Below are 19244 nucleotides of genomic sequence, written 5' to 3'. Positions count from 1 at the left end.
GAGACTTGCAGTCCGAAAAATTTTAGCGAGGGACGTTGGGGGCGATACCGCTGTCAAGTCTCAACCTTTTTCCTCTCTACGGCTGCTCGGTTCAAGCTGTGGATGCGTTTTTGATCTAGCGTGCGATTCATCGGTGAGAAAGATACTGCGATCGGCTATAATCAAGAGTTAGAAAAAAAGAACACCGATCGCGCAAAAATATGGTTGCCACTCAGAAGAATCTCAACATAGCCGCCCTGGAAGCAGAATACAGTCAAAAAACACCGCGAGAAATTCTCAAATTTGCCCTAGACAATTTTGACAATATTTCAATCTCTTTCAGCGGTGCCGAAGATGTAGTTCTGATCGACATGGCATCAAAAATTACCAAAAACTTCCGCGTTTTCACCCTAGACACGGGACGGTTGCACTCAGAAACCTATGAGTTTCTGGAGCGAGTTAGAAAACATTACGGCATTAAATTAGAAGTAATGTTTCCCGATTCAGCAGAAGTACAAGCCCTAGTAGATGAAAAGGGATTGTTTAGTTTTTATGAAGACGGCCACAAAGAATGCTGTGGCGTGCGGAAAGTCAAGCCGCTTCGCCGCAAATTAAATACTCTCGATGCTTGGATTACCGGTCAGCGCAAAGACCAAAGTCCCAGTACCCGCAACGGTATTCCGGTGATTGAAGTTGACGGTGCTTTTTCAACTCCAGACCATGAATTAATTAAATTCAACCCCTTAGCAAACTGGTCTTCGGCAGAGGTTTGGGAATACATTCGCGCTTTGGAAGTGCCTTACAATAAGTTGCACGAACGCGGTTTTGTCAGCATTGGTTGCGAACCTTGTACGAAACCTGTATTGCCAAACCAACACGAACGCGAAGGTCGTTGGTGGTGGGAAGAATCGACGATGAAAGAGTGCGGTTTGCACGCTGGTAATGCACAAAAATAGTTGACAGTTGACAGTTGACAGTTGACAGTTAACTAATGGGAGCATCTCAGTTTTGCATTTATTATAGTGCTGTCCCCGCTCGCGAGCTGTACAATACTCGCGAGCTCTTAAGCTCGCACTCAAAGAAAAAATGCTTTTTACAAAAATGAGATGCTCCCTAACTAATGACTGAGGACTGATGACAACTAACAACTAACAACTGACAACTGACAACTGACAACTGACAACGGAAAAGTTTTTAAGCCAGGTACTTATGCTCGCCTCAACTAGCGAATTGCTGAACACAGCCCGGAGAAATGCTTACGCGATCGGCGCTTTTAACGTGTACAATCTCGAAGGAGTAAAAGCCGTCATCGATGCCGCCGAAGCGCTGCAAAGTCCTGCGATGCTGCAACTTCACCCCAGCGCCCTCAAATACGGAAAATCGCCTTTAGTTGCGCTTTGCATGGAAGCAGCGCGCAAGTCCTCCGTGCCGATCGCAGTACACTTAGATCACAGCACCTCAGAAAAAGACATTCACCTCGCCCTCGCCGCCGGTATCAAGTCCATCATGGCTGACGGTTCTCCTTTGTCTTACGAACAAAACTTGATATTTACTCGCGAAATGACTGAGTTATCCCACGCTAACGGTGCGGTAGTTGAAGCGGAAATCGGCAGAATTAGCGGCACGGAGGACGGTTTGACAATTGAAGAAAAAGCGGCCAAGATGACCGATCCGGTGGAAGCTGTAGAGTTTATTGCAGCAACTAAGGTGGATTTTTTAGCGGTAACAATTGGCAACGTTCACGGTAAATATTTCAGCGAACCGAAACTCGATTTTCCGCGTTTGGCAAAAATCCGGGCTTCTGTTTCGGTGCCGTTAGTGTTGCACGGCGCTAGCGGTTTGCCGGAATCGATGATTAATCAATCTATTAAATTAGGTGTGTCTAAGTTTAATGTAAATACGGAAGTTCGCGATGCTTATATGGATGTGTTGAAAACTAGCAATTCTTTGTCCGATCCGGATTTGTTGGAAGTTATGGAAAAGGCGATCGCTGCTATGCGATCGGTGATTGCGGGTAAGTTGCAACTTTTTGGTTCTGCTCGTAAGGCTTATTTGCATCAATCTCCTTACGCGGAAGGATTTACGGCAAATAGTGTCAGCAAGAAACAAGAAAATCGGGCGGTTCAAATGAAAAACCGGGCGGTTCAAACCGCGTCTACACAGACAAAACCTGCCTCCGCAGGTTGAAGAAAACCGGGCGGTTCAAATGAAAAACCGGGCGGTTCAAACCGCGTCTACACAGACAAAACCTGCCTCCGCAGGTTGAAGAAAACCGGGCGGTTGAAACCGCTTCTACACAGACAAAACCTGCCTCCGCAGGTTGAAGAAAACCGGGCGGTTGAAATAGAAAACCGGGCGGTTGAAACCAGGTTTACACAAACACTCACGTGCCTCCGCAGGTTGAAGAAAACCGGGCGGTTGAAATAGCTTAATTCCAAGCATATTGGGTTAAACTTACGCGATCTTCTTCAGTCCGCGGAGGCGGACTTTGTTTGTGTAGACGCGGTTTCAACCGCCGTCTTTTCTAACGGTTTAAAAACGGAGGCGGACTTCGTTTGTGTAAACCTGGTTTCAACCGCCGTTTTTCTAACGGTTTAAAAATCGATCGGGATCGATGCCAGATTCCCGCAACCGCTGAATCAAAGACTGCAATTGAGCTTCCGCTGACTCAGCGCGCTGCCGTTGCTGTTCCGCTTCAGTCAGAATCCAGTTGCCATCAACATCATACCAGCGCAACCACAGGCGATCGATTCCCTGAAACTCCCCTTGCCACAAACCCAAGCCCAAACCTAGATCCGGAATCCAGACTCGCGAGTCAGATAATTCTAATTCTTGATAGTGTCCGGCATTCAATACAAATACTCGCAACCTGTTAGTATAGCGGCTGAAAACAGCATAAACAGGAACCCGCAAAATCTGCTCGTAAACCTCCCATTTACTGGGCGGTTTCTCATTTGTCTGGGCCTGTAAAACTTGCCCGTTACCCGCAGCATTCGGCTGATTTCCTGAATTTTCGTCATCGATATTTGCACCTAAATCTTCTTTTTCGGTTCCCGGTGAAAGCAGTTCCACAATTACAAAAGGATTCACGCCTTCCTGCCAAGTAACGTAACTCATCCGCAGTTCAGATCCATCGTACAGTCTCGGAACTCCCACAACTCCAAACCAATCGGGGCGTTTGTGCCACAGAGGGTGCTGCACGTCATAATAAAGGTTCATGTCAGTGCCGCTAAATATCTCAGAAGCCTGATAATTGCGAGGGCGAAACGCCAGGGTTAACAACTGCGGCTGCCAATCGTGAAATTCGTCTGGCTTCCCAGGTTCCTCCGAATCTTCGCTAGGTAAATCGTACATCGTCGGCAGCGTTTCTCTGGGCGATCGCGGCGGATCGCTTTGCGGCACTGGATATTTAAAAGGAAACATATAATATTGAGAAATGACTGCATTTATGCTAACATCATTTTAATACTGCTAAGGCGTTCCAGCAAACCTTCTCAAAGTCTTATTGATCTCATTTCCTCCTCTGTGTCCTCTGCGCCTCTGCGGTTCATTTTCCTATTAATTCGCGGAACTCATAAATATTTTATTAACTGCCAGTAATTGACTCAAACTTCTGTACTATGCTCAACATTCCTCAACTGATTGCTCAAGAACTTTCCATCAATCTTTCTCAAGTCAATAATGCTCTGGAACTTTTTGCGGAGGGCGCAACTATTCCGTTTATTGCCCGCTACCGCAAAGAACGCACCGATTTGCTGAACGAAATTCAGTTGCGGGATATTTCCGATCGCTTCACCTATTTGACGGAAATTGAAGACCGCAAAAAGTCGATTTTAGAGACGATCGCCTCCCAGGGCAAACTTACGGCCGAATTGCAAGCCAAAATTGAGTCGTGCTTGCAAAAAAATGAACTCGAAGACCTTTATCTGCCTTACAAACCCAAGCGGCGGACGCGGGCGACAATTGCTAGAGAAAAAGGTTTAGAACCGCTGGCAATTTTTATTAAGTGTCTGAATTTGCCGACTGCTAAACCAGCCGATATCGAAGCGGAAGCAGCTAAATATATTTCGGAAGAAAAGGGAGTGAAGACAACAGAAGAAGCTGTCAAAGGTGCTGGGGATATTTTGGCGGAAGCAATTTCCGAAAAAGCTGAATACCGAGCTTATTTGCGAGATTTTTTAATGAAGACGGGGGTTTTTGTCTCGAAAATTAAAGATGATTTCCCGGAAGGAAGTACGAAATTTGAAATGTACCGCAGTTACCAAATTGCAGCGAGAAATGTTCAGTCGCACAATATGTTGGCGCTCTTCCGCGGGGAAACGGAGGGGGTTTTAGATTTAGATTTAGCCTTTGATGAATCGGCGGTGATGGCTTATTTGGAATCTCAGGAAATTAAAACTAGGATACCTGAAGTTAAGGAGTTTTATCGATCGACCTTGAAGGACGCTTTCAACCGCCTGATGAAGACTTCGCTGATGACGGAAGTGCGATCGCACCACAAAGCAGAGGCTGATATCGAGTCCATCACCACCTTTGAAACCAACCTCCGCGAGTTGCTGCTGTCGGCGCCGGCGGGCATGAAGCCCACACTCGCGATCGATCCGGGATTTCGCACCGGGTGCAAAGTTTCCGCCCTCGACGAAACCGGGCAGTTTTTGGAATATCAAGCCATTTTCCCCCACCAAGCCGCAGGCCAGAGACAACAAGCTGGTAAAATTGTCAAGCATTTGCTGGAAAAATATAAAATTGAATTAATCGCGATCGGCAACGGTACAGCTTCCCGCGAAACCGACGACTTTGTGTCGGAAGTTTTGGCAGATATGGACAAAAAACCGATTAAAGTTATGGTGAACGAATCCGGCGCATCGATTTATTCAGCGAGTGATGTGGCGATCGCCGAATTTCCAGATCTCGACATCACAATTCGCGGCGCAGTCAGCATCGGTAGGCGTTTACAAGATCCTTTAGCCGAACTTGTCAAAATAGACCCGAAATCGATCGGAGTCGGTCAATATCAACACGACGTTGACCAAAAACTGCTCAAAAAGAAACTCGACGAAACAGTCGAAAGCTGCGTTAACTACGTCGGAGTTGACTTAAACACAGCCTCGAAAGAACTGCTGACCTTTGTATCGGGAATGACAGCAACAGTTGCCAAAAATATCGTCAATTACCGCAACGAAAACGGCGCCTTTAAAAATCGCCGCCAACTCCTGAAAGTTCCCAAACTCGGGCCAAAAGCTTTTGAACAAGCAGCCGGATTTCTCCGCATTCGCGGCGGCGAAAACCCGCTGGATAATACAGCAGTTCATCCTGAAAGTTATCCTGTTGTCCAGGCGATCGCCAAAGATTTAAGTTTGCCGCTGACCGAAATAACACAAATATCGGCAAAAGTCAAGACTGTAGATATCAAGAAATATGTGACCGAGAAAGTCGGAGAACCAACACTCCGAGACATTATTTCCGAACTAGAAAAACCCGGAAGAGACCCGCGCGCCGAGTTTAAATATGCTACTTTCCAAGCCGGAATTAACGAAATCTCCGATTTGCTAGTTGGGATGGAATTGGAAGGCATTATCACGAATGTAGCTAACTTTGGGGCCTTTGTTGATGTGGGAGTTCACCAAGATGGTTTGGTTCATGTTTCTCAATTAGCCGATCGCTTCGTGGACGATCCGAAACAGGTTGTGAAAGTCGGACAAGTTGTGAAAGTGCGGGTTTTGGAGGTGAATGAAAAGTTAAAGCGGGTGAGTTTGACCATGAAGCTGCAAGAAAAACCGCAACCGTCAAATAGCGCGAGGCTTCCCGCCCCGCGCCGGCGTTAAAACTAGCGATCGTATCGTGTGCGATCGATTAACCCCAATAAATAAAGTTCGTAGTGCGGACTTCAGTCCGCTCTTAGGATCGCAAATTAAATAACTTACAATTTTAATTGTTATTGTGGGATGGGCGTCCCGCCCGTTCAAAAAGGGCGGCTCTCCCGCCCACACCACAAACTTGTGGAAGTTATTTAATTCTCATTCCTTAGACTGCGGACTGAAGTCCGCACTACGAACCCTTTTTGTTATAGTAATCTACCGGATATGGTATCCACACGACAGACAGATTTTATCGAGCTTTTTCAGATTTGCCAACGAGATCGAACAACCCTTCAGCAACAGCTTGATTGCCGTCTTTATCAAGGTGGACACTATCAAACTTAATGTACATCGGAGCAGAACGACCTTCTTTTTCGGCAATTTGCGATCGACCCCGACGAACTGGTTCCGTACCATCGAGATAGGCTACACCGAGTGACTGACTAATTTCCCCAAGTCTCTTACCCGCGTCGATAGTCAGCCGATTTTTTGGCACTCGCTGCTCGTTGTCAAAAAAACCGTCAAAAGCAATAAAGCGAGCAGGTAAGTAAACTACAACGAGCGATCGACCGTCAGCAGCAACGGAGTCTCGGAGTACGCTCAAATCTTCTTCAAACTGCTTCCAAACGCGTTCGGGGAGATCTGGAGGCACATTAGCCTGCTTCCAGCCAGAGGCTACCGTTGCGCCCAAAGGAACTTCCGGGTTGATGTTGTTATTTGATAAACCTAGCAAGTACAAGCATTTTTGGGAGTTGATTCTCAGCCAGGAAGGAGAAGCTAAGACGTGAGTAACTTGTTTTAATCCGTTTTTAAAATTGTCCAGTTTGGATTGAGGGGCAGGATCTAGATAGGGGTTTTTCGGTGCACCTTTGTCCTCGCGGCGAAACCACGTCATTGAGACCATGTTGTTGTCTACAGCCAGCACTACTATATCTGGTTTGTAGGCCGACCACTGGTTGCGATAAACATAGTTAATTTCTTTGACCGTATAACCTTCTATAGCGCTGTTGATATAGGTTGCTTTGGCACCATTTTTCTGAAAAACAGTTGCTAGTTGAGCTGGCCAAGTATCTTCTGCACCAATCCCAGTCCCAAATGTTGTTGAATCCCCCATCCCGAGGATTCGCACTTCGCCAGGGGGTTTCTGAACCGGCAGCAGGGGGCCGCGATTTCCCGCACTGCTCATCGCGATGGGACGACCTCCTGTAAATTCGCGATCGTAAACGTTATTTTTGTACTCAGGAGCAATAACTTGCAGCATTCCTTCCAATAATAAAGCTGCTAACAATAGCTTTGACAAGTCTACGGTCGTGCGGCGAAATGCGGTTTTTATATGGGAAAGTGCTTGGTCATTAAATATTGGGAGCATAACTGATCGATCCGATTAGAACTGGAAGTAAATGAAATTTGAACTTGAGGCGCCGGCAAAGGTAAATATCAGCGCAATTGCGATCGTACAAACAATCCACTTGAGCAAATTTGGGTGTAGCTGAGCCCAGCTCATCCATCGTTGCTTCACATCCCCCCATTGAATTAGCAAAACTAGCGCCAGGTAGAATATCGGGCGATAGTCAATAGGTATCCGGCCATCAGCAAAAGTCAATATCCGCTGAAATACCACACCCGCACTGTTCAAATCAGATGATGCAAAGAGTACCCAAGAAGTACAAATCACAAAAAAGGTCAACAGCCAGTGCAGGAAATAACTGGCTTTCGACTTAGGTGCAGAGGAGAGTCCAAACGCTCTTTCCATTGACAGCATTGCCCCTTGCAAACCTCCCCAAGCAACCCAGTTCCATCCAGCACCGTGCCAGAGCCCTCCCAGCAGCATAGTGATCATTAAGTTTCCATAGGTACGGAGTTGGCCCTGCCGGTTGCCACCCAGGGGAATGTAAAGATAGTCGCGCAGCCAATTTGACAGTGAAATGTGCCAGCGGCGCCAGAAATCAGTAATGCTGTAGGCCATATAAGGCTTGTCAAAATTTTTCGGCAGTTCTATTCCGAATAGACGGGCAGAACCGATCGCCATATCTGAATAACCAGAAAAGTCGCAGTAGACTTGAACTGTAAAGGCGAACGTAGCTAGTAACAACCCCAACCCGGAAACGCTCTGGGGCCCACTAAACGCCTCACTGGTAATTGATGCCATCGGGTCAGCTATATAAACTTTTTTCAGCATCCCCCAGATGATTTGGGCAATGCCACTGCGGATCCCAAGCCAGTCTACCGGTGACTCGCACGTCAACTGGGGCATGAGAGTCTTGGCGCGGACGATCGGGCCAGCAACCAGATTAGGGAAGAAAATGACGTACAGTGCTAGGTCGAGAAATGACTTTTGGGCAGGTGTAACGCCCTTGTAGACATCGACTATGTAACTGATCGTCTGGAATGTGTAAAAAGAAATACCCAGAGGTAATAGTAGATTTAGTTTAGGCCAAGGATAAAATCCAAACAGGGAGTGTGCCGAAGCCGAGAAGAAGTTTGCGTATTTGAAAACGCATAGAGTGCTTATAACTACAACCAAAAAACCAATTAAGGCAGTAGTTTTATCTCTGTTTTTAGTTGATGACTCTATAATGCGAGCTGTTGTATAAGCTAGCAGGGTATATAAAACCATTAGGAGCGAGTACGGTACGCTCCACACCCAATAAAAGCAGTAGCTAGCGAATAACAAAAACCAACGTCGGTATTGCGGTGTCAGCAAGTAATAGACATACACCACCACCACCAAAAAGACCAAAAATAATGTGGAGTTAAACAGCATTTTTTGAAATCTGAAATTTTAGCGATCGCTAAGTGAATCGTATCTATAGAGATAGCAGTTGTCAATGATTGGAACATTTATTTTTCGTAACAAACCCCAAAGACGCTTTAACAGTTGACAGTTGACAGTTGACAGTTGACAGTTGACAGTTTGAGAGTGACCTCTACCCTTAAGTCCGAGGATTGGAGTAATGAATAGTCTGATTTTAATTTCTCCCTCAAGGGCTTGGGGCTTGCAACCAATTATTTTTGGTAACGTGCAGCGTCCGAACGGAGAGTATAAAACTTTACGATTTATTGAGAATTGCTATTATTCTTGATAAGAATGTTCTCTGACATTTTTAAAAGAGCAGACTGCGGTGCAAATCACCAAAGGGTCAAATGATGCCCGAGGGAGGGACTCAGTTGACAGTTGACAGTTGACAGTTGACAGTTGACAAGACCTCTTGCAAAAATCGGAAAACACCCTGAAATTATCTGCGTTTACCTGTGTTTATCTGTCTGACATCTGCGGTTGCAGGATCGATCGAAGACTTATGCAATCTTGTCTACAGTTGACAGTTGACAGCTTGCCGTGAACGTAGTCGAATGGTTAACCTAGGACATCAGTTGACCTAGAAGGAAGAGGATTGGAGTAATAAATAGTTTTCTTTTTATTTCTCCTTATAAGGGATAGGCTTTCAACTAATTCTTTCTGCTAATTTTAACCGCTCTTCAACCCCTCTGGGTTGGGATGAGAGTTTGTACAGACGCCGTTTCAACCGCCTGGTATTCTGAGCGATCGCGCATCGACGAGCTATAATTGTGTAATCCTCACCCACCTCAAAATTATATGGTTGCAAGTAAAAGCGACACCTACGTCTCCCCCGAAGACTATTTAGCAGGCGAGAAAGTCAGCCCCATCAAACACGAGTACAGACAAGGAAAAGTCTATGCAAAAGCAGGGGCAAGCAAAGCTCATGTCATTATTATGGGGAACGTATCTGTACTTTTGAGAAACCATCTTCGGGGAAGTGGCTGTATACCTTACATGGCAGACATAAAAGTTCGGATTGAGGCAGCAAATTGTTATTACTATCCCGATGTAGCGGTGACTTGCGATGAACGGGACAGTAATACTGCTGAAGATTTCATTATCTACCCGCGCTTAATTGTGGAAGTTTTATCGCCGACAACAGCGGCTTTTGACAGAGGCGAAAAGTTTGCCGATTACCGTACTTCCGAAAGTTTGCAAGAGTATGTATTAATCAATCAAGAAAGAGTTAGTGTAGAGTGTTTTCGCCGGAATGCAGAGGGTTTGTGGGTGCTTTATCCTTACAGTGAAGGGCAAGACGTTCAGTTGGCGAGCGTTAATTTTAGCTGTGCGATCGAGGCTTTGTATGAAGATGCGATACTACTCTAGTTCATCAAAATTGTTCGATCGTTCGGACTAAAGTCCTGATTGACTAAACGGCAGAGAGCGGACTAAAGTCCTCACTACAAACTTGATTTTTTCTTGCTGGCTTTCCAAGTGCCGCCGTAGAAGTAAAAAGGATTGTTTTTACTTACCGATTCCCAACATTTAAGGCACAGAAAAAACCACTGCCCCGACTCGTCATACCGGGCGCGGTAGAGAGTCGGGGCAGATTGGGAACAGCGATCGCAATATTTAACCCTAATTCCTCTGGCCATTGTTTCTCAGTTTCAAGCAATAACGGACTCTTGAGGGCGGGCAAAAATCATGCGGCCCGCGCTAGTTTGCAAGGCGCTAGTAACTACGACTCGGGCTTCGGCGCCGACGTAGCTGCTACCTGCTTCTACGACAACCATTGTGCCGTCATCCAAGTAACCGATTCCCTGAGACGGTTCTTTGCCTTCTTTGCGGATTTTTAGTTCGATCGTATCTCCCGGCAAATAAGTCGGGCGCACTGCATGAGTCAAATCGTTGATATTTAAAACGGGCAGTTTTTGAACGGTAGCTACTTTCGACAAGTTGTAATCGTTGGTGAGCAAAATGCCGTCGATATCCAAAGCGAATCGGACTAATTTAGCATCGACTGTGGCAATCTCTTCGTAGTCAGCCGAGTGAATTTGAATCCGTTCTGGATATGTTTCTTTGATGCGGTTGAGTACATCTAAGCCGCGGCGCCCGCGCACTCGCTTTTGATCGTTAGCGGAATCAGCTACCAGTTGCAGTTCTTGCAGCACGAATTGCGGGATGATAATTTGACCTTCGAGGAAGCCTGTTTCTAGCAGGTTTTCAATCCGGCCGTCAATAATGCAGCTTGTATCGACAACTTTGGCACTTGTTGGCTTGAAATTACCTTCGCCTATCAACACTGTGGTGTCTAAGCTTTTGGGGTTGATCAGTCGCAGGAAAGCGCGGCCGTGGGTGTCTGTCAAACTGACGCCTGTGAAGCCGAACATGACGCTTCCCAATACTGCGACTAGGGGTTTGATGAAGCCGAACTCGCGGGGAATTGGCAGCAGGAACAGCGGAGCCAGCATTAAGTTGGCGACTAGCAGCCCGATGATTAAGCCGATCGCCCGTGTCAGCAGCATTTCCACCGGCATATCCCGGACTTGCTTTTCTAACCGCCGGTACGTTGTTTGAGCGACTAATCCCAACACGAAGCCGATTAATGCTCCAAACGAGCCCAGTACCGAACTTAGGCCTTGTATATTTGTAACTTGCTCCAGCAGGTTGTTTGGCAGGAGCTCGACTCCGTAATAGCCGATTCCTCCGCCTGCAATTATGAATGAGATAATTATGATTGCGTCTAGCATTTAGTTCTAGGTTAATGAATGTGTTTATATTATATCTTTCTAGTGCTGATAGTTTTTTCGTGGTTGCGGTCGGATATCGCTATCTTTACTTACCAATTTTTATGAACTTATATTTCGCGCCAGTACCGTGCAGGGGGATATGCTACCCCTGCTTCACGGCATTGAGCGCGCCCCTTCACGGGCAGACACGAGGTGCGAATAGACCGCCCTGCAACCTGTTCGGGAATTACTGCCGATCGCCATCGCTAGGAGATTAAGCTAGAATAGCAGATCGTTCGCAGTGCGTTATTGCTAAGAAAATGTCACAATATACATAATTATTTATAACGGTTTAATTAAAACTTTAGATTTGAAGTTGCACTTTTAGCTGGAAATGTAATGAACCCTACCACAGATTATTTAACATTTGAATTCCCAAAAAGTGGGCAGGTGGCAAATTCCGGCATTCCCAGTTCGGCTTACCTGCACGTACCTTTTTGTCGCCGCCGCTGTTACTACTGCGACTTTCCGGTTTTTGTGGTGGGCGATCGCAAAAATGGCGAAAATTCCGGCACAATTGTCCAATACGTTGCCGTACTGTGTCAAGAAATTGCAGAAACTCCAAATTTAGGTACATCTCTAAAGACAGTTTTTTTTGGTGGTGGCACGCCTTCGCTGCTTTCTGTCAGTCAATTGAGCCATATTTTAGAAACTATCGACGGCAAATTTGGCATTGCTGCTGGGGCAGAAATTTCAATAGAAATTGACCCTGGAACGTTTACTTTAGAACAGTTGCGGGGATATGCCGCAGCGGGAGTAAATCGAGTTAGTTTGGGAGTGCAAGCTTTTCAGGATGAATTGCTGCAAGCTTGCGGGCGATCGCACTCGGTGGCAGAAATTTTGGAATCAGTAGAAATAGTGCGATCGGCTGGGATTGTCAATTTCAGTTTAGACCTCATTTCTGGACTGCCGCACCAAACCTTAGAACAATGGGAAGCTTCCCTAAAATCAGCGGTAGCAATTAGCCCGACTCACCTGTCGAGTTATGACTTAATTGTTGAGCCCTTAACAGCTTTCGGGCGATATTTTGAAGCAGGTTCCCAGCCGCTACCAGCCGATGAAACTGCTGCTCAAATGTACCGTTTAGCGCAGGAAATTCTGACTGATGCTGGCTACGAACATTACGAAATTTCCAATTATGCTAGGCCAGGCTATCAGTGTCAGCACAACCGCGTTTATTGGGAAAATCGCCCTTATTACGGCTTGGGGATGGGGGCGGCGAGTTATGTGGAAGGCCGGAGGTTGACAAGGCCTCGCAAAACTCAAGAATATTATCAGTGGGTGCGAAATCTTTCCGAGACAACTTCTGCTGCTACCGCCCAACTGGGGGGGGAGACCCAGACCGATATTCACCCAGCAATTGAACCCAATTTTCAAGTCTCAGACAATGACGTTTTGTTAGAAACGCTGATGCTAGGTTTGCGTTTGGCAGAAGGGGTTAGCCTGTCGGCGCTGACTGAAAAGTTTACTCAGCAAACGGTTGATAAAATTTGGCATTGCTTGCAGCCCTACTGGCGGCAGGGATTGGTGGAAATTGTGAATGCTGGGGCGATCGCCACTTTAGCCGAAGGTGAAAAACTGCTCCTTTCGGGAAATTTGAGATTGAGCGATCCCGAAGGTTTTTTGTTTTCTAATACAATTTTAGCCGACTTGTTCAGCAAGTTAGAAGAGGATAATTAGCTTATGTCTGAGGAAGTATACACAGCGCTAAGGCGATCGCCCGTCCAGCCACACCCAGCAATTCGACAATCAGAAAATTAAATTGCTCCCTGGGTTTATAATGTCAAAAATAATGTGTTTTATATCGATCCTTAATAAAACTTAAGTAACGAACTAAGCCTTGAGATAGACGCGACGACTGAAATCCGGCTGTCATACTTGAGAGTGACGATTTAAAAAAGATCTTGATGGAAACCCTGACTCTCGAACGCCACAACATTCACAGCAATCCCAATCGGGTAATTAGCGATCGCGGCTGCAATCAAACTTCTAAGTGTAAATTTTGCGGTCACTACAAGATGCAAAGAGGTGCCGTGGGTCACTGTCAATTGTTAGGCGCACCAGTGCGAGGAGGATGGAAATCTTGCACTTTAGCACTGCCACCTTTTGCACCTTCTTGGGAACAGGTGGAAGGCGCCACTATTTCCTCAGGGACATTTATTAATTAATTATTAATTAATCTAAAGAATGTCGGGAAAATTTGATTTTGACAGGCGAGCGGATATATATTAGACTGAGGCTGGTGACAGATACCTTGCACAATTTCACAAACAAGTTAAAAACATGAATATGACACTTACTCAGGTAATTTCGGAACGTGATGCGCGTATTTTGTGTTGGTATCTCAATACTACTAGCCAAATGCAAATTGCTCGGATTACAAATATTCCGAATTGGTATTTTGAGCGGACGGTGTTTCCGGGAGAACGTTTTTTGTTTGAAGCGCTCCCGTCCGCTCAGTTAGAAGTTTGCAGGAGTGCCGAGACGGGTGCTATTGTGTGCGAGCGAATTTTGTGCGATCGACTGCGAGTTGAAGAATTAAGCGCACCTGATTAAATCATATAACAAATAGTAGGGTGCGTCAGGTGTGACATTTTCAATCACCACAGAAAGTCTCATGCTGACGCACCATTGATTCCGGGGATAAGCTGTCGTGCAAATAAACATTGCATATTCGGGACGGGCTAGAAGCCCATCCCACAAGACTTAGATTATTTCTTGACATACAGTTTAAATGCCGCAACAGCTTACCTCAGTCTGAGATGGTTGGTTTGTCGCCAAAATCATCCTAGCTGACCAAGAATTTCACAGGTGGTACCCGCCACGTGATTTATCCGTGGAATCAATCCCAAATCGAAAATCATCAAGCCCCCGAATTTATCCGTGGGTCGCCTCTAAAATCTAAAATCTAAAATCGATTGACGCACCCTACCGATCGGGAACGGGAGCATCTCAGTTTTGCAAGAAGCATTTTTTCTTCACAGTGCGAGCGTCCCCGCTCGCGTGCGTATAAAAGCACGCGAGCGGGGACGCTCGCACTGTAAATGCAAAACTGAGATGCTCCCTCGGGAACTCTTGTGGGGTGGGTCGGAGAACCCGCCCAAAACTTAAATTTAAATGCAGACCAGATTCTAAGCTAAATTATATAAAATTAACCGCTCTTAAATATTAAAATCCCATGTCCCTCACCGAAAAAATTCTCTCCCAAGTGCCGGGAGACGCCCTTGGAGGCCTGCGAAAGGTCGATCGACTCTGGGAAAACCTCAAACAAAACACCGCCCCAACACCCGCAGCCGTCAAACACAGCCAACAACCCCTAGAAACCCTCGACTTCGACATAGTTATCAGCGGCGGAACCCTAGGAATATTAATCGGTACAGCCTTAGCAGTACGCGGTTGGCGAGTAGCCTTACTCGAACGCGGCATCCTGCGAGGGCGCGAACAAGAATGGAACATTTCACGCAAAGAATTAGACGCATTCTTAGAACTAAACTTGCTTTCAGTTGAAGAAATAGACAAAGCAATTGCCACCGAATACAACCCAGCCCGCATCAGCTTTACCAACACCCCTGACATCTGGATTCGCGACGTACTCAACATCGGCATCGACCCTATTTACCTCCTCGAAACCCTCAAACATAAATTTCTCCATTTCGGAGGAAAACTATTTGAAAATACACCATTTAAAACAGCAACAATTCACCCCAACGGAGTTATAGTAGAATCAGAAAATACCGATTCACCAAATGTCAACACTTCATTTACAACCAGATTATTATTAGACGCAATGGGATATTTTTCGCCCATTGTCCGTCAGGCAAGACAAGGCAAAAAACCCGACGCCGTATGTTTAGTAGTCGGCAGTTGTGCCCAAGGATACCCCAAAAATGACACTGGCGATATATTTGCATCCTTCACCCCAATGCAAAATCAGTGCCAATATTTTTGGGAAGCATTTCCCGCCAGAGACGGGCGCACGACTTACTTATTTACCTATATAGACGCCGACACAAAAAGATTTAGTTTAGAAACATTATTTGAAGACTATTTGCGCTTGCTTCCCGAATATCAAAACGTCGAACTCGAACAGTTAAAATTCCAAAGAGCACTCTACGGATTCTTTCCCTGCTACCGCCAAAGCCCTCTAAAAATGCCTTGGAATCGGATACTTCCAGTCGGAGACAGCAGCGGCAGCCAATCGCCCCTCAGCTTCGGCGGTTTCGGGGCAATGGTGCGCCACCTCAAACGCTTGACTCTCGGAATTGACGAAGCTTTAACCAGCGAAAGTCTAGACAAAAATTCCCTGGCACTTTTGCAACCGTATCAACCAAATCTATCAGTTACTTGGTTGTTTCAGCGTTCGATGAGTGCTGCGATCAATCAGAAAATAGACCCCAATCAAATCAATCAACTTTTGGCTGCTGTATTTGGGATAATGGAAGAATTGGGAGAACCAGTGCTCAAGCCGTTTCTTCAGGATATCGTGCTGTTTCCGGCTTTGTCGCAAACTTTGTTTAAAACTGCAATCAGCCATCCGGGATTGGTGATGAAAATTATCCCGCAGGTGGGGATAGCTAATTTGCTCGATTGGATGGTTCATTATGTGAATTTAGGGATTTATACAGGATTACAGCCTTTAGGGAAAGCGGTAGAACCGCAGGTAAAAAATTTAGGAACCCAACAGCAATACTATTTTCACCGATTAGTTGAAGCCTGGAAATACGGCGCTGGAGGCGATTATTAATTCTCAGTATTTTTATTCGTAGTAAGCACTTTCCTTTGGGCGAAGGTACGTAGTTGCGCTTCAGCGCTCTTTATAATATTAGGAAAGAGCGCTGAAGCGCAACTACGTACCTAATTTGTCTGATGACAATAAAACTGGGTTTGTAGTGAGGACTTTAGTCCTTCTTCTATTAAGGAATAAAGTCCTCACTACGAACCTTTTTTACTATGGTAATCGAGCGGATATGATATTACCGGGCGCTTAGCCTGGAAGTTATACCAATTATCTAAAATTGTGCAACACTCTTTGACCCCCCCCTAGCCCCCCCTTGCTAAGGGGGGGGACAAGAATACTGTTGCATTCTTCTGAAAAATTGGTATTAAATTAATCTTTTGTGGAACGGGCATCTTGCCCGTTACTGATATATGAGTTATCAGTTATGCAGGAGCGATAACGGCCAAAGCTTGGGGAATCACTCGGAATTTTGCAGGCGTTTGAGTGGTAATTTCACCGTCGGTATTAATCGGACGGCGCTTGCTAGTATTGATCTCAATTTCTTGAGCGTGCAAGGCGCGAACGTTGGGCCAACTGTTATGATTTCCTTGCCTCATCGCTGGCAGCAAAGCAATGATTTCCCACCAATTTTTTGTCTCTAAACTATACAAATCCAGCCGCCTGTCGTCGATGGTGGCATCTTCGGCAACTGTCATGCCACCGCCGTAATAGCGGCCGTTGCCGATCGCAATTTGAATGGTTTTCACATGAAAAGATTGGTTGTTTACTTTAATTTCGGCTCTAAATGGTCGCGATTCCCAGATTGTTTGTAAGGCGGTAAAAGCATAAGCTAAAACTCCCCACCGCTGTTTCACGTCTTTAGTAAGTCTCTGGGTAATTTGCACGCTCAATCCTAAACTAGCTACGTTAAAAAAATGCTGGCCGTTCACCCAACCTAAGTCTATGAGCCGAACTTTACCGCTGGCAATTAATTGACAAGCTGCGGATAAATCTGTTGGAATTTCGAGAGTGCGGGCTAAATCGTTAGCAGTTCCCATGGGCAAAATACCTAAGGGTAATTTAGTGTCGATCAATCCTTCGATGGCGCAGTTGAGTGTGCCGTCGCCTCCGCCGATTATTACTAATTCGACTTGATTTTGGTGGCGCCGAATTGTGTCGGAAATTTCATCGGCGCGGTTGGTTGATTCGACAATTAAATCAAAACCAAGTGCTTGTAATTTTACAGTGGCTTGAGATAATAAATTTTGCCCTTTGCGGGAGTGCTGGTTTACTAAAAGGAGAGCTTTTTTCATGAATAATTGGGAATTGGGAATTGGGAATTGGGAATTGGGAAAAATAATTAGGTCATGGTTGGGTGTGGTTGTTTTTATCTGGGTTGTCTAAAAGCTGTACTCAACTGCGATTTTGGTTTTTCAAATTAAGAATTTAACAGGTGGATGACTTAAGTGCATGAATTTAATGCTTTAATTACATTTTACCCATGGTGATGGATTGACATTAATCTTAAATAATTGATAATTGTAGCAAAAGATTGCTGAAAAGTCTCTCGCATTCTGCGCTAGCTGTCATCTACCTTCTTGAAGCTAAATTAAAATCATGTCGAATATTTTAGAACAAGCGCAAGCTGCTGCCGATCGCCAAAACTGGCCTCTTTTAGTTGAATGCTTGCAGCAATTGACAGCAAACGGTAGTCAGCAGCCGGAAGAACATATTTTAGAAAAGGCTGTCAGTTTAGCAATCGCAGCCTTAAAATGGGGGGATTTTCAAGACCGCTGGGAAATTGCTAAGGTATTACCCAATCTGGGAAATGGCGCGATCGCACCTTTAATCGCCTTGCTTGAAGACGAAGATGCAGATACAGAGCCCCGGTGGTTTGCCGCCCGCATCCTCGGAAAGTTCGTGAAGCCTAGCTATCCCAAAGGGAATCGCCCGGAAGTGATGCAAGCTTTAGTAAAATTAATCGAAAATTCTGATGAAGAATTGAGCCAAATTGCGGCGGAAACTCTAGGAAATTTCGGCACGAGTGCGATCGAATCCCTGACAACTCTCCTACAACAAGCAGACTCGCGACAGTTTGCTACAGCAGCCCTCGCCCAAATTCGGCGCCCCGAAATTATCCCACCGCTGTTGAGTGTAGTCACGGATTCTCAAGTTGCGGTGCGTGCTTGCGCTATTGAGGCGTTGAGTAGTTTTCACGACTCTCGGATTCCGTCGGTACTGGTAGGTGCACTCAAAGATCCGGCGACAGCAGTCAGAAAGGAAGCGGTGCGGGCTCTTGGGGTGCGCGCCTATTTAGATGCAGAATTAGATTTAGTTAAGTTGCTCAAACCTTTGCTTTGGGATATCCGTTTAGAAGTTTGTCAGGAGGCGGCGATCGCAATTGGGCGACTGAAAACCGATGCTGCGGCGGCAGCTTTATTTGAATTGTTGCGATCGCCCGCAACTCCCCTTGAATTGCAAATCGAAACTGTGCGCGCCCTCGGCTGGAGCGAAACCGCTGCCGGTTTAGAATATTTGCAAAAAGCGCTGATCTGGCGATCGGCTGATGATTTGGAAGGCGAGGGATTGACAAGTAATTCTGCAATTCCAATTGTCGGCGAACACCGATTAATTCAAAACATGAATCCTGCTGTTTGTCAAGAGATTGTCACTGTTTTGGGGCGAGTGGAAAAGCCGGAATTAAAAGCCAAGGCTGCTGAAATTGCGATCGATTTGCTAGAGGGCAATCATCCCGCGGTGCAGTCTTCCCAAATCAAACAATCTTTGGCTTTAGCGTTAGGACAATTAGGAGATATCAGAGCGGTAGATGTGTTGATTCAACTGTTGGCAGATGCCGATAACAGCGTCAGACTGCATAGTTTATCAGCACTCAAACGGCTGGGTGGGGGAGAGGTTCGGCAGCAATTAGCAAGTTTAGTCGATCGTCCAAGTCTCGAACCCAGATTAAAACAGGGAATTGCGATCGCCCTGCAAGAATGGCAAGAGAATTAGGATGCAATAGTAGCCCACATTCCGCAGATGTGGGTCGGATTTTTTTATCAGTTGTGAAAACTTGGAAGCCAAACGCTTTTGGGCTGAAATTATGCAGTGTTAGCCTTACA

General features: G+C 45.8%; 16 protein-coding genes. 10 read left to right on the top strand and 6 right to left on the bottom strand.

All coding sequences use genetic code 11. The features are described from left to right. The first annotated feature begins 200 nt into the window (after window positions 1-200). Both JGK22_RS06565 and JGK22_RS06560 read left to right on the top strand, forming a co-directional pair. Window positions 201-935 carry a phosphoadenylyl-sulfate reductase gene (locus JGK22_RS06565; RefSeq protein WP_293175141.1) on the top strand — a complete coding sequence of 245 codons (735 nt, stop codon included), beginning with the start codon at window positions 201-203 and terminating at the stop codon, window positions 933-935. Window positions 936-1188: 253 nt separating this feature from the next. Beyond that, the gene (locus JGK22_RS06560) at window positions 1189-2166 is read left to right on the top strand and encodes a class II fructose-bisphosphate aldolase (protein WP_293206272.1); all 978 of its coding nucleotides are present in this window, start codon (window positions 1189-1191) and stop codon (window positions 2164-2166) included. 399 nt (window positions 2167-2565) lie between these two features. Here the strand turns inward: JGK22_RS06560 and JGK22_RS06555 are convergent, their stop codons facing one another. After that, window positions 2566-3402, bottom strand: a complete 837-nt coding sequence (locus JGK22_RS06555) for a Uma2 family endonuclease (protein ID WP_293175137.1) — start codon at window positions 3400-3402, stop codon at window positions 2566-2568. A 197-nt stretch (window positions 3403-3599) separates the two neighbouring features. Here JGK22_RS06555 and JGK22_RS06550 point away from each other — a divergent pair, with 197 nt between their 5' ends. Next, the gene (locus JGK22_RS06550; RefSeq protein WP_293312566.1) at window positions 3600-5804 is read left to right on the top strand and encodes a Tex family protein; all 2205 of its coding nucleotides are present in this window, start codon (window positions 3600-3602) and stop codon (window positions 5802-5804) included. A 283-nt stretch (window positions 5805-6087) separates the two neighbouring features. Here the strand turns inward: JGK22_RS06550 and JGK22_RS06545 are convergent, their stop codons facing one another. Further along, a complete protein-coding gene (locus JGK22_RS06545) occupies window positions 6088-7206 on the bottom strand; it encodes a GDSL-type esterase/lipase family protein (protein ID WP_293175133.1) in 1119 nt (372 codons plus the stop codon). 15 nt (window positions 7207-7221) lie between these two features. After that, window positions 7222-8601, bottom strand: a complete 1380-nt coding sequence (locus tag JGK22_RS06540) for an MBOAT family O-acyltransferase (protein ID WP_293175131.1) — start codon at window positions 8599-8601, stop codon at window positions 7222-7224. Window positions 8602-8791: 190 nt separating this feature from the next. Here JGK22_RS06540 and JGK22_RS06535 point away from each other — a divergent pair, with 190 nt between their 5' ends. Both JGK22_RS06535 and JGK22_RS06530 read left to right on the top strand, forming a co-directional pair. Then, the gene (locus tag JGK22_RS06535) at window positions 8792-8920 is read left to right on the top strand and encodes a hypothetical protein (protein WP_293175129.1); all 129 of its coding nucleotides are present in this window, start codon (window positions 8792-8794) and stop codon (window positions 8918-8920) included. Between the two features lie 512 nt (window positions 8921-9432). Further along, complete coding sequence (locus JGK22_RS06530; RefSeq protein ID WP_293175127.1) at window positions 9433-10002, top strand: Uma2 family endonuclease; 570 nt, start codon at window positions 9433-9435, stop codon at window positions 10000-10002. 74 nt (window positions 10003-10076) lie between these two features. Here JGK22_RS06530 and JGK22_RS06525 read toward each other — a convergent pair whose 3' ends face one another. Together JGK22_RS06525 and JGK22_RS06520 are read right to left on the bottom strand one after the other, a co-directional pair. Next, the gene (locus tag JGK22_RS06525; RefSeq protein ID WP_293175125.1) at window positions 10077-10271 is read right to left on the bottom strand and encodes a hypothetical protein; all 195 of its coding nucleotides are present in this window, start codon (window positions 10269-10271) and stop codon (window positions 10077-10079) included. A 12-nt stretch (window positions 10272-10283) separates the two neighbouring features. Then, window positions 10284-11366 carry a PIN/TRAM domain-containing protein gene (locus tag JGK22_RS06520; RefSeq protein WP_293175123.1) on the bottom strand — a complete coding sequence of 361 codons (1083 nt, stop codon included), beginning with the start codon at window positions 11364-11366 and terminating at the stop codon, window positions 10284-10286. Between the two features lie 378 nt (window positions 11367-11744). Here JGK22_RS06520 and hemW point away from each other — a divergent pair, with 378 nt between their 5' ends. The 4 genes from hemW to JGK22_RS06500 all read left to right on the top strand — a co-directional run bounded on the left by hemW (window position 11745) and on the right by JGK22_RS06500 (window position 16149). Beyond that, window positions 11745-13085: a radical SAM family heme chaperone HemW gene (hemW, locus tag JGK22_RS06515; RefSeq protein WP_293175121.1), complete on the top strand. Its 1341-nt coding sequence runs from the start codon at window positions 11745-11747 to the stop codon at window positions 13083-13085. Window positions 13086-13312: 227 nt separating this feature from the next. Further along, entirely contained in the window at window positions 13313-13573 is a 261-nt protein-coding gene (locus JGK22_RS06510; protein WP_293175119.1) for a hypothetical protein, read from the top strand. A gap of 121 nt (window positions 13574-13694) precedes the next feature. Continuing rightward, entirely contained in the window at window positions 13695-13961 is a 267-nt protein-coding gene (locus JGK22_RS06505) for a DUF1830 domain-containing protein (protein ID WP_293175117.1), read from the top strand. Between the two features lie 622 nt (window positions 13962-14583). Next, entirely contained in the window at window positions 14584-16149 is a 1566-nt protein-coding gene (locus JGK22_RS06500; RefSeq protein ID WP_293175115.1) for an FAD-binding oxidoreductase, read from the top strand. 416 nt (window positions 16150-16565) lie between these two features. On the opposite strand, the gene JGK22_RS06495 is transcribed toward JGK22_RS06500, so the two are convergent. Next, window positions 16566-17435: a lipid kinase gene (locus tag JGK22_RS06495; RefSeq protein WP_293206276.1), complete on the bottom strand. Its 870-nt coding sequence runs from the start codon at window positions 17433-17435 to the stop codon at window positions 16566-16568. Window positions 17436-17739: 304 nt separating this feature from the next. Here JGK22_RS06495 and JGK22_RS06490 point away from each other — a divergent pair, with 304 nt between their 5' ends. Continuing rightward, window positions 17740-19134 (top strand): HEAT repeat domain-containing protein, encoded by a 1395-nt coding sequence (locus JGK22_RS06490; protein WP_293312564.1) that lies wholly within the window; start codon window positions 17740-17742, stop codon window positions 19132-19134. Window positions 19135-19244 lie beyond the last annotated feature (110 nt).

The organism is Microcoleus sp. PH2017_08_TRC_O_A (genome assembly GCF_020738665.1).
In the GTDB taxonomy this organism is placed as follows: domain Bacteria; phylum Cyanobacteriota; class Cyanobacteriia; order Cyanobacteriales; family Microcoleaceae; genus Microcoleus.
The sequence above is the reverse complement of the archived record's forward strand: the minus strand, read 5'-3'. Positions and strand labels throughout refer to the sequence as shown.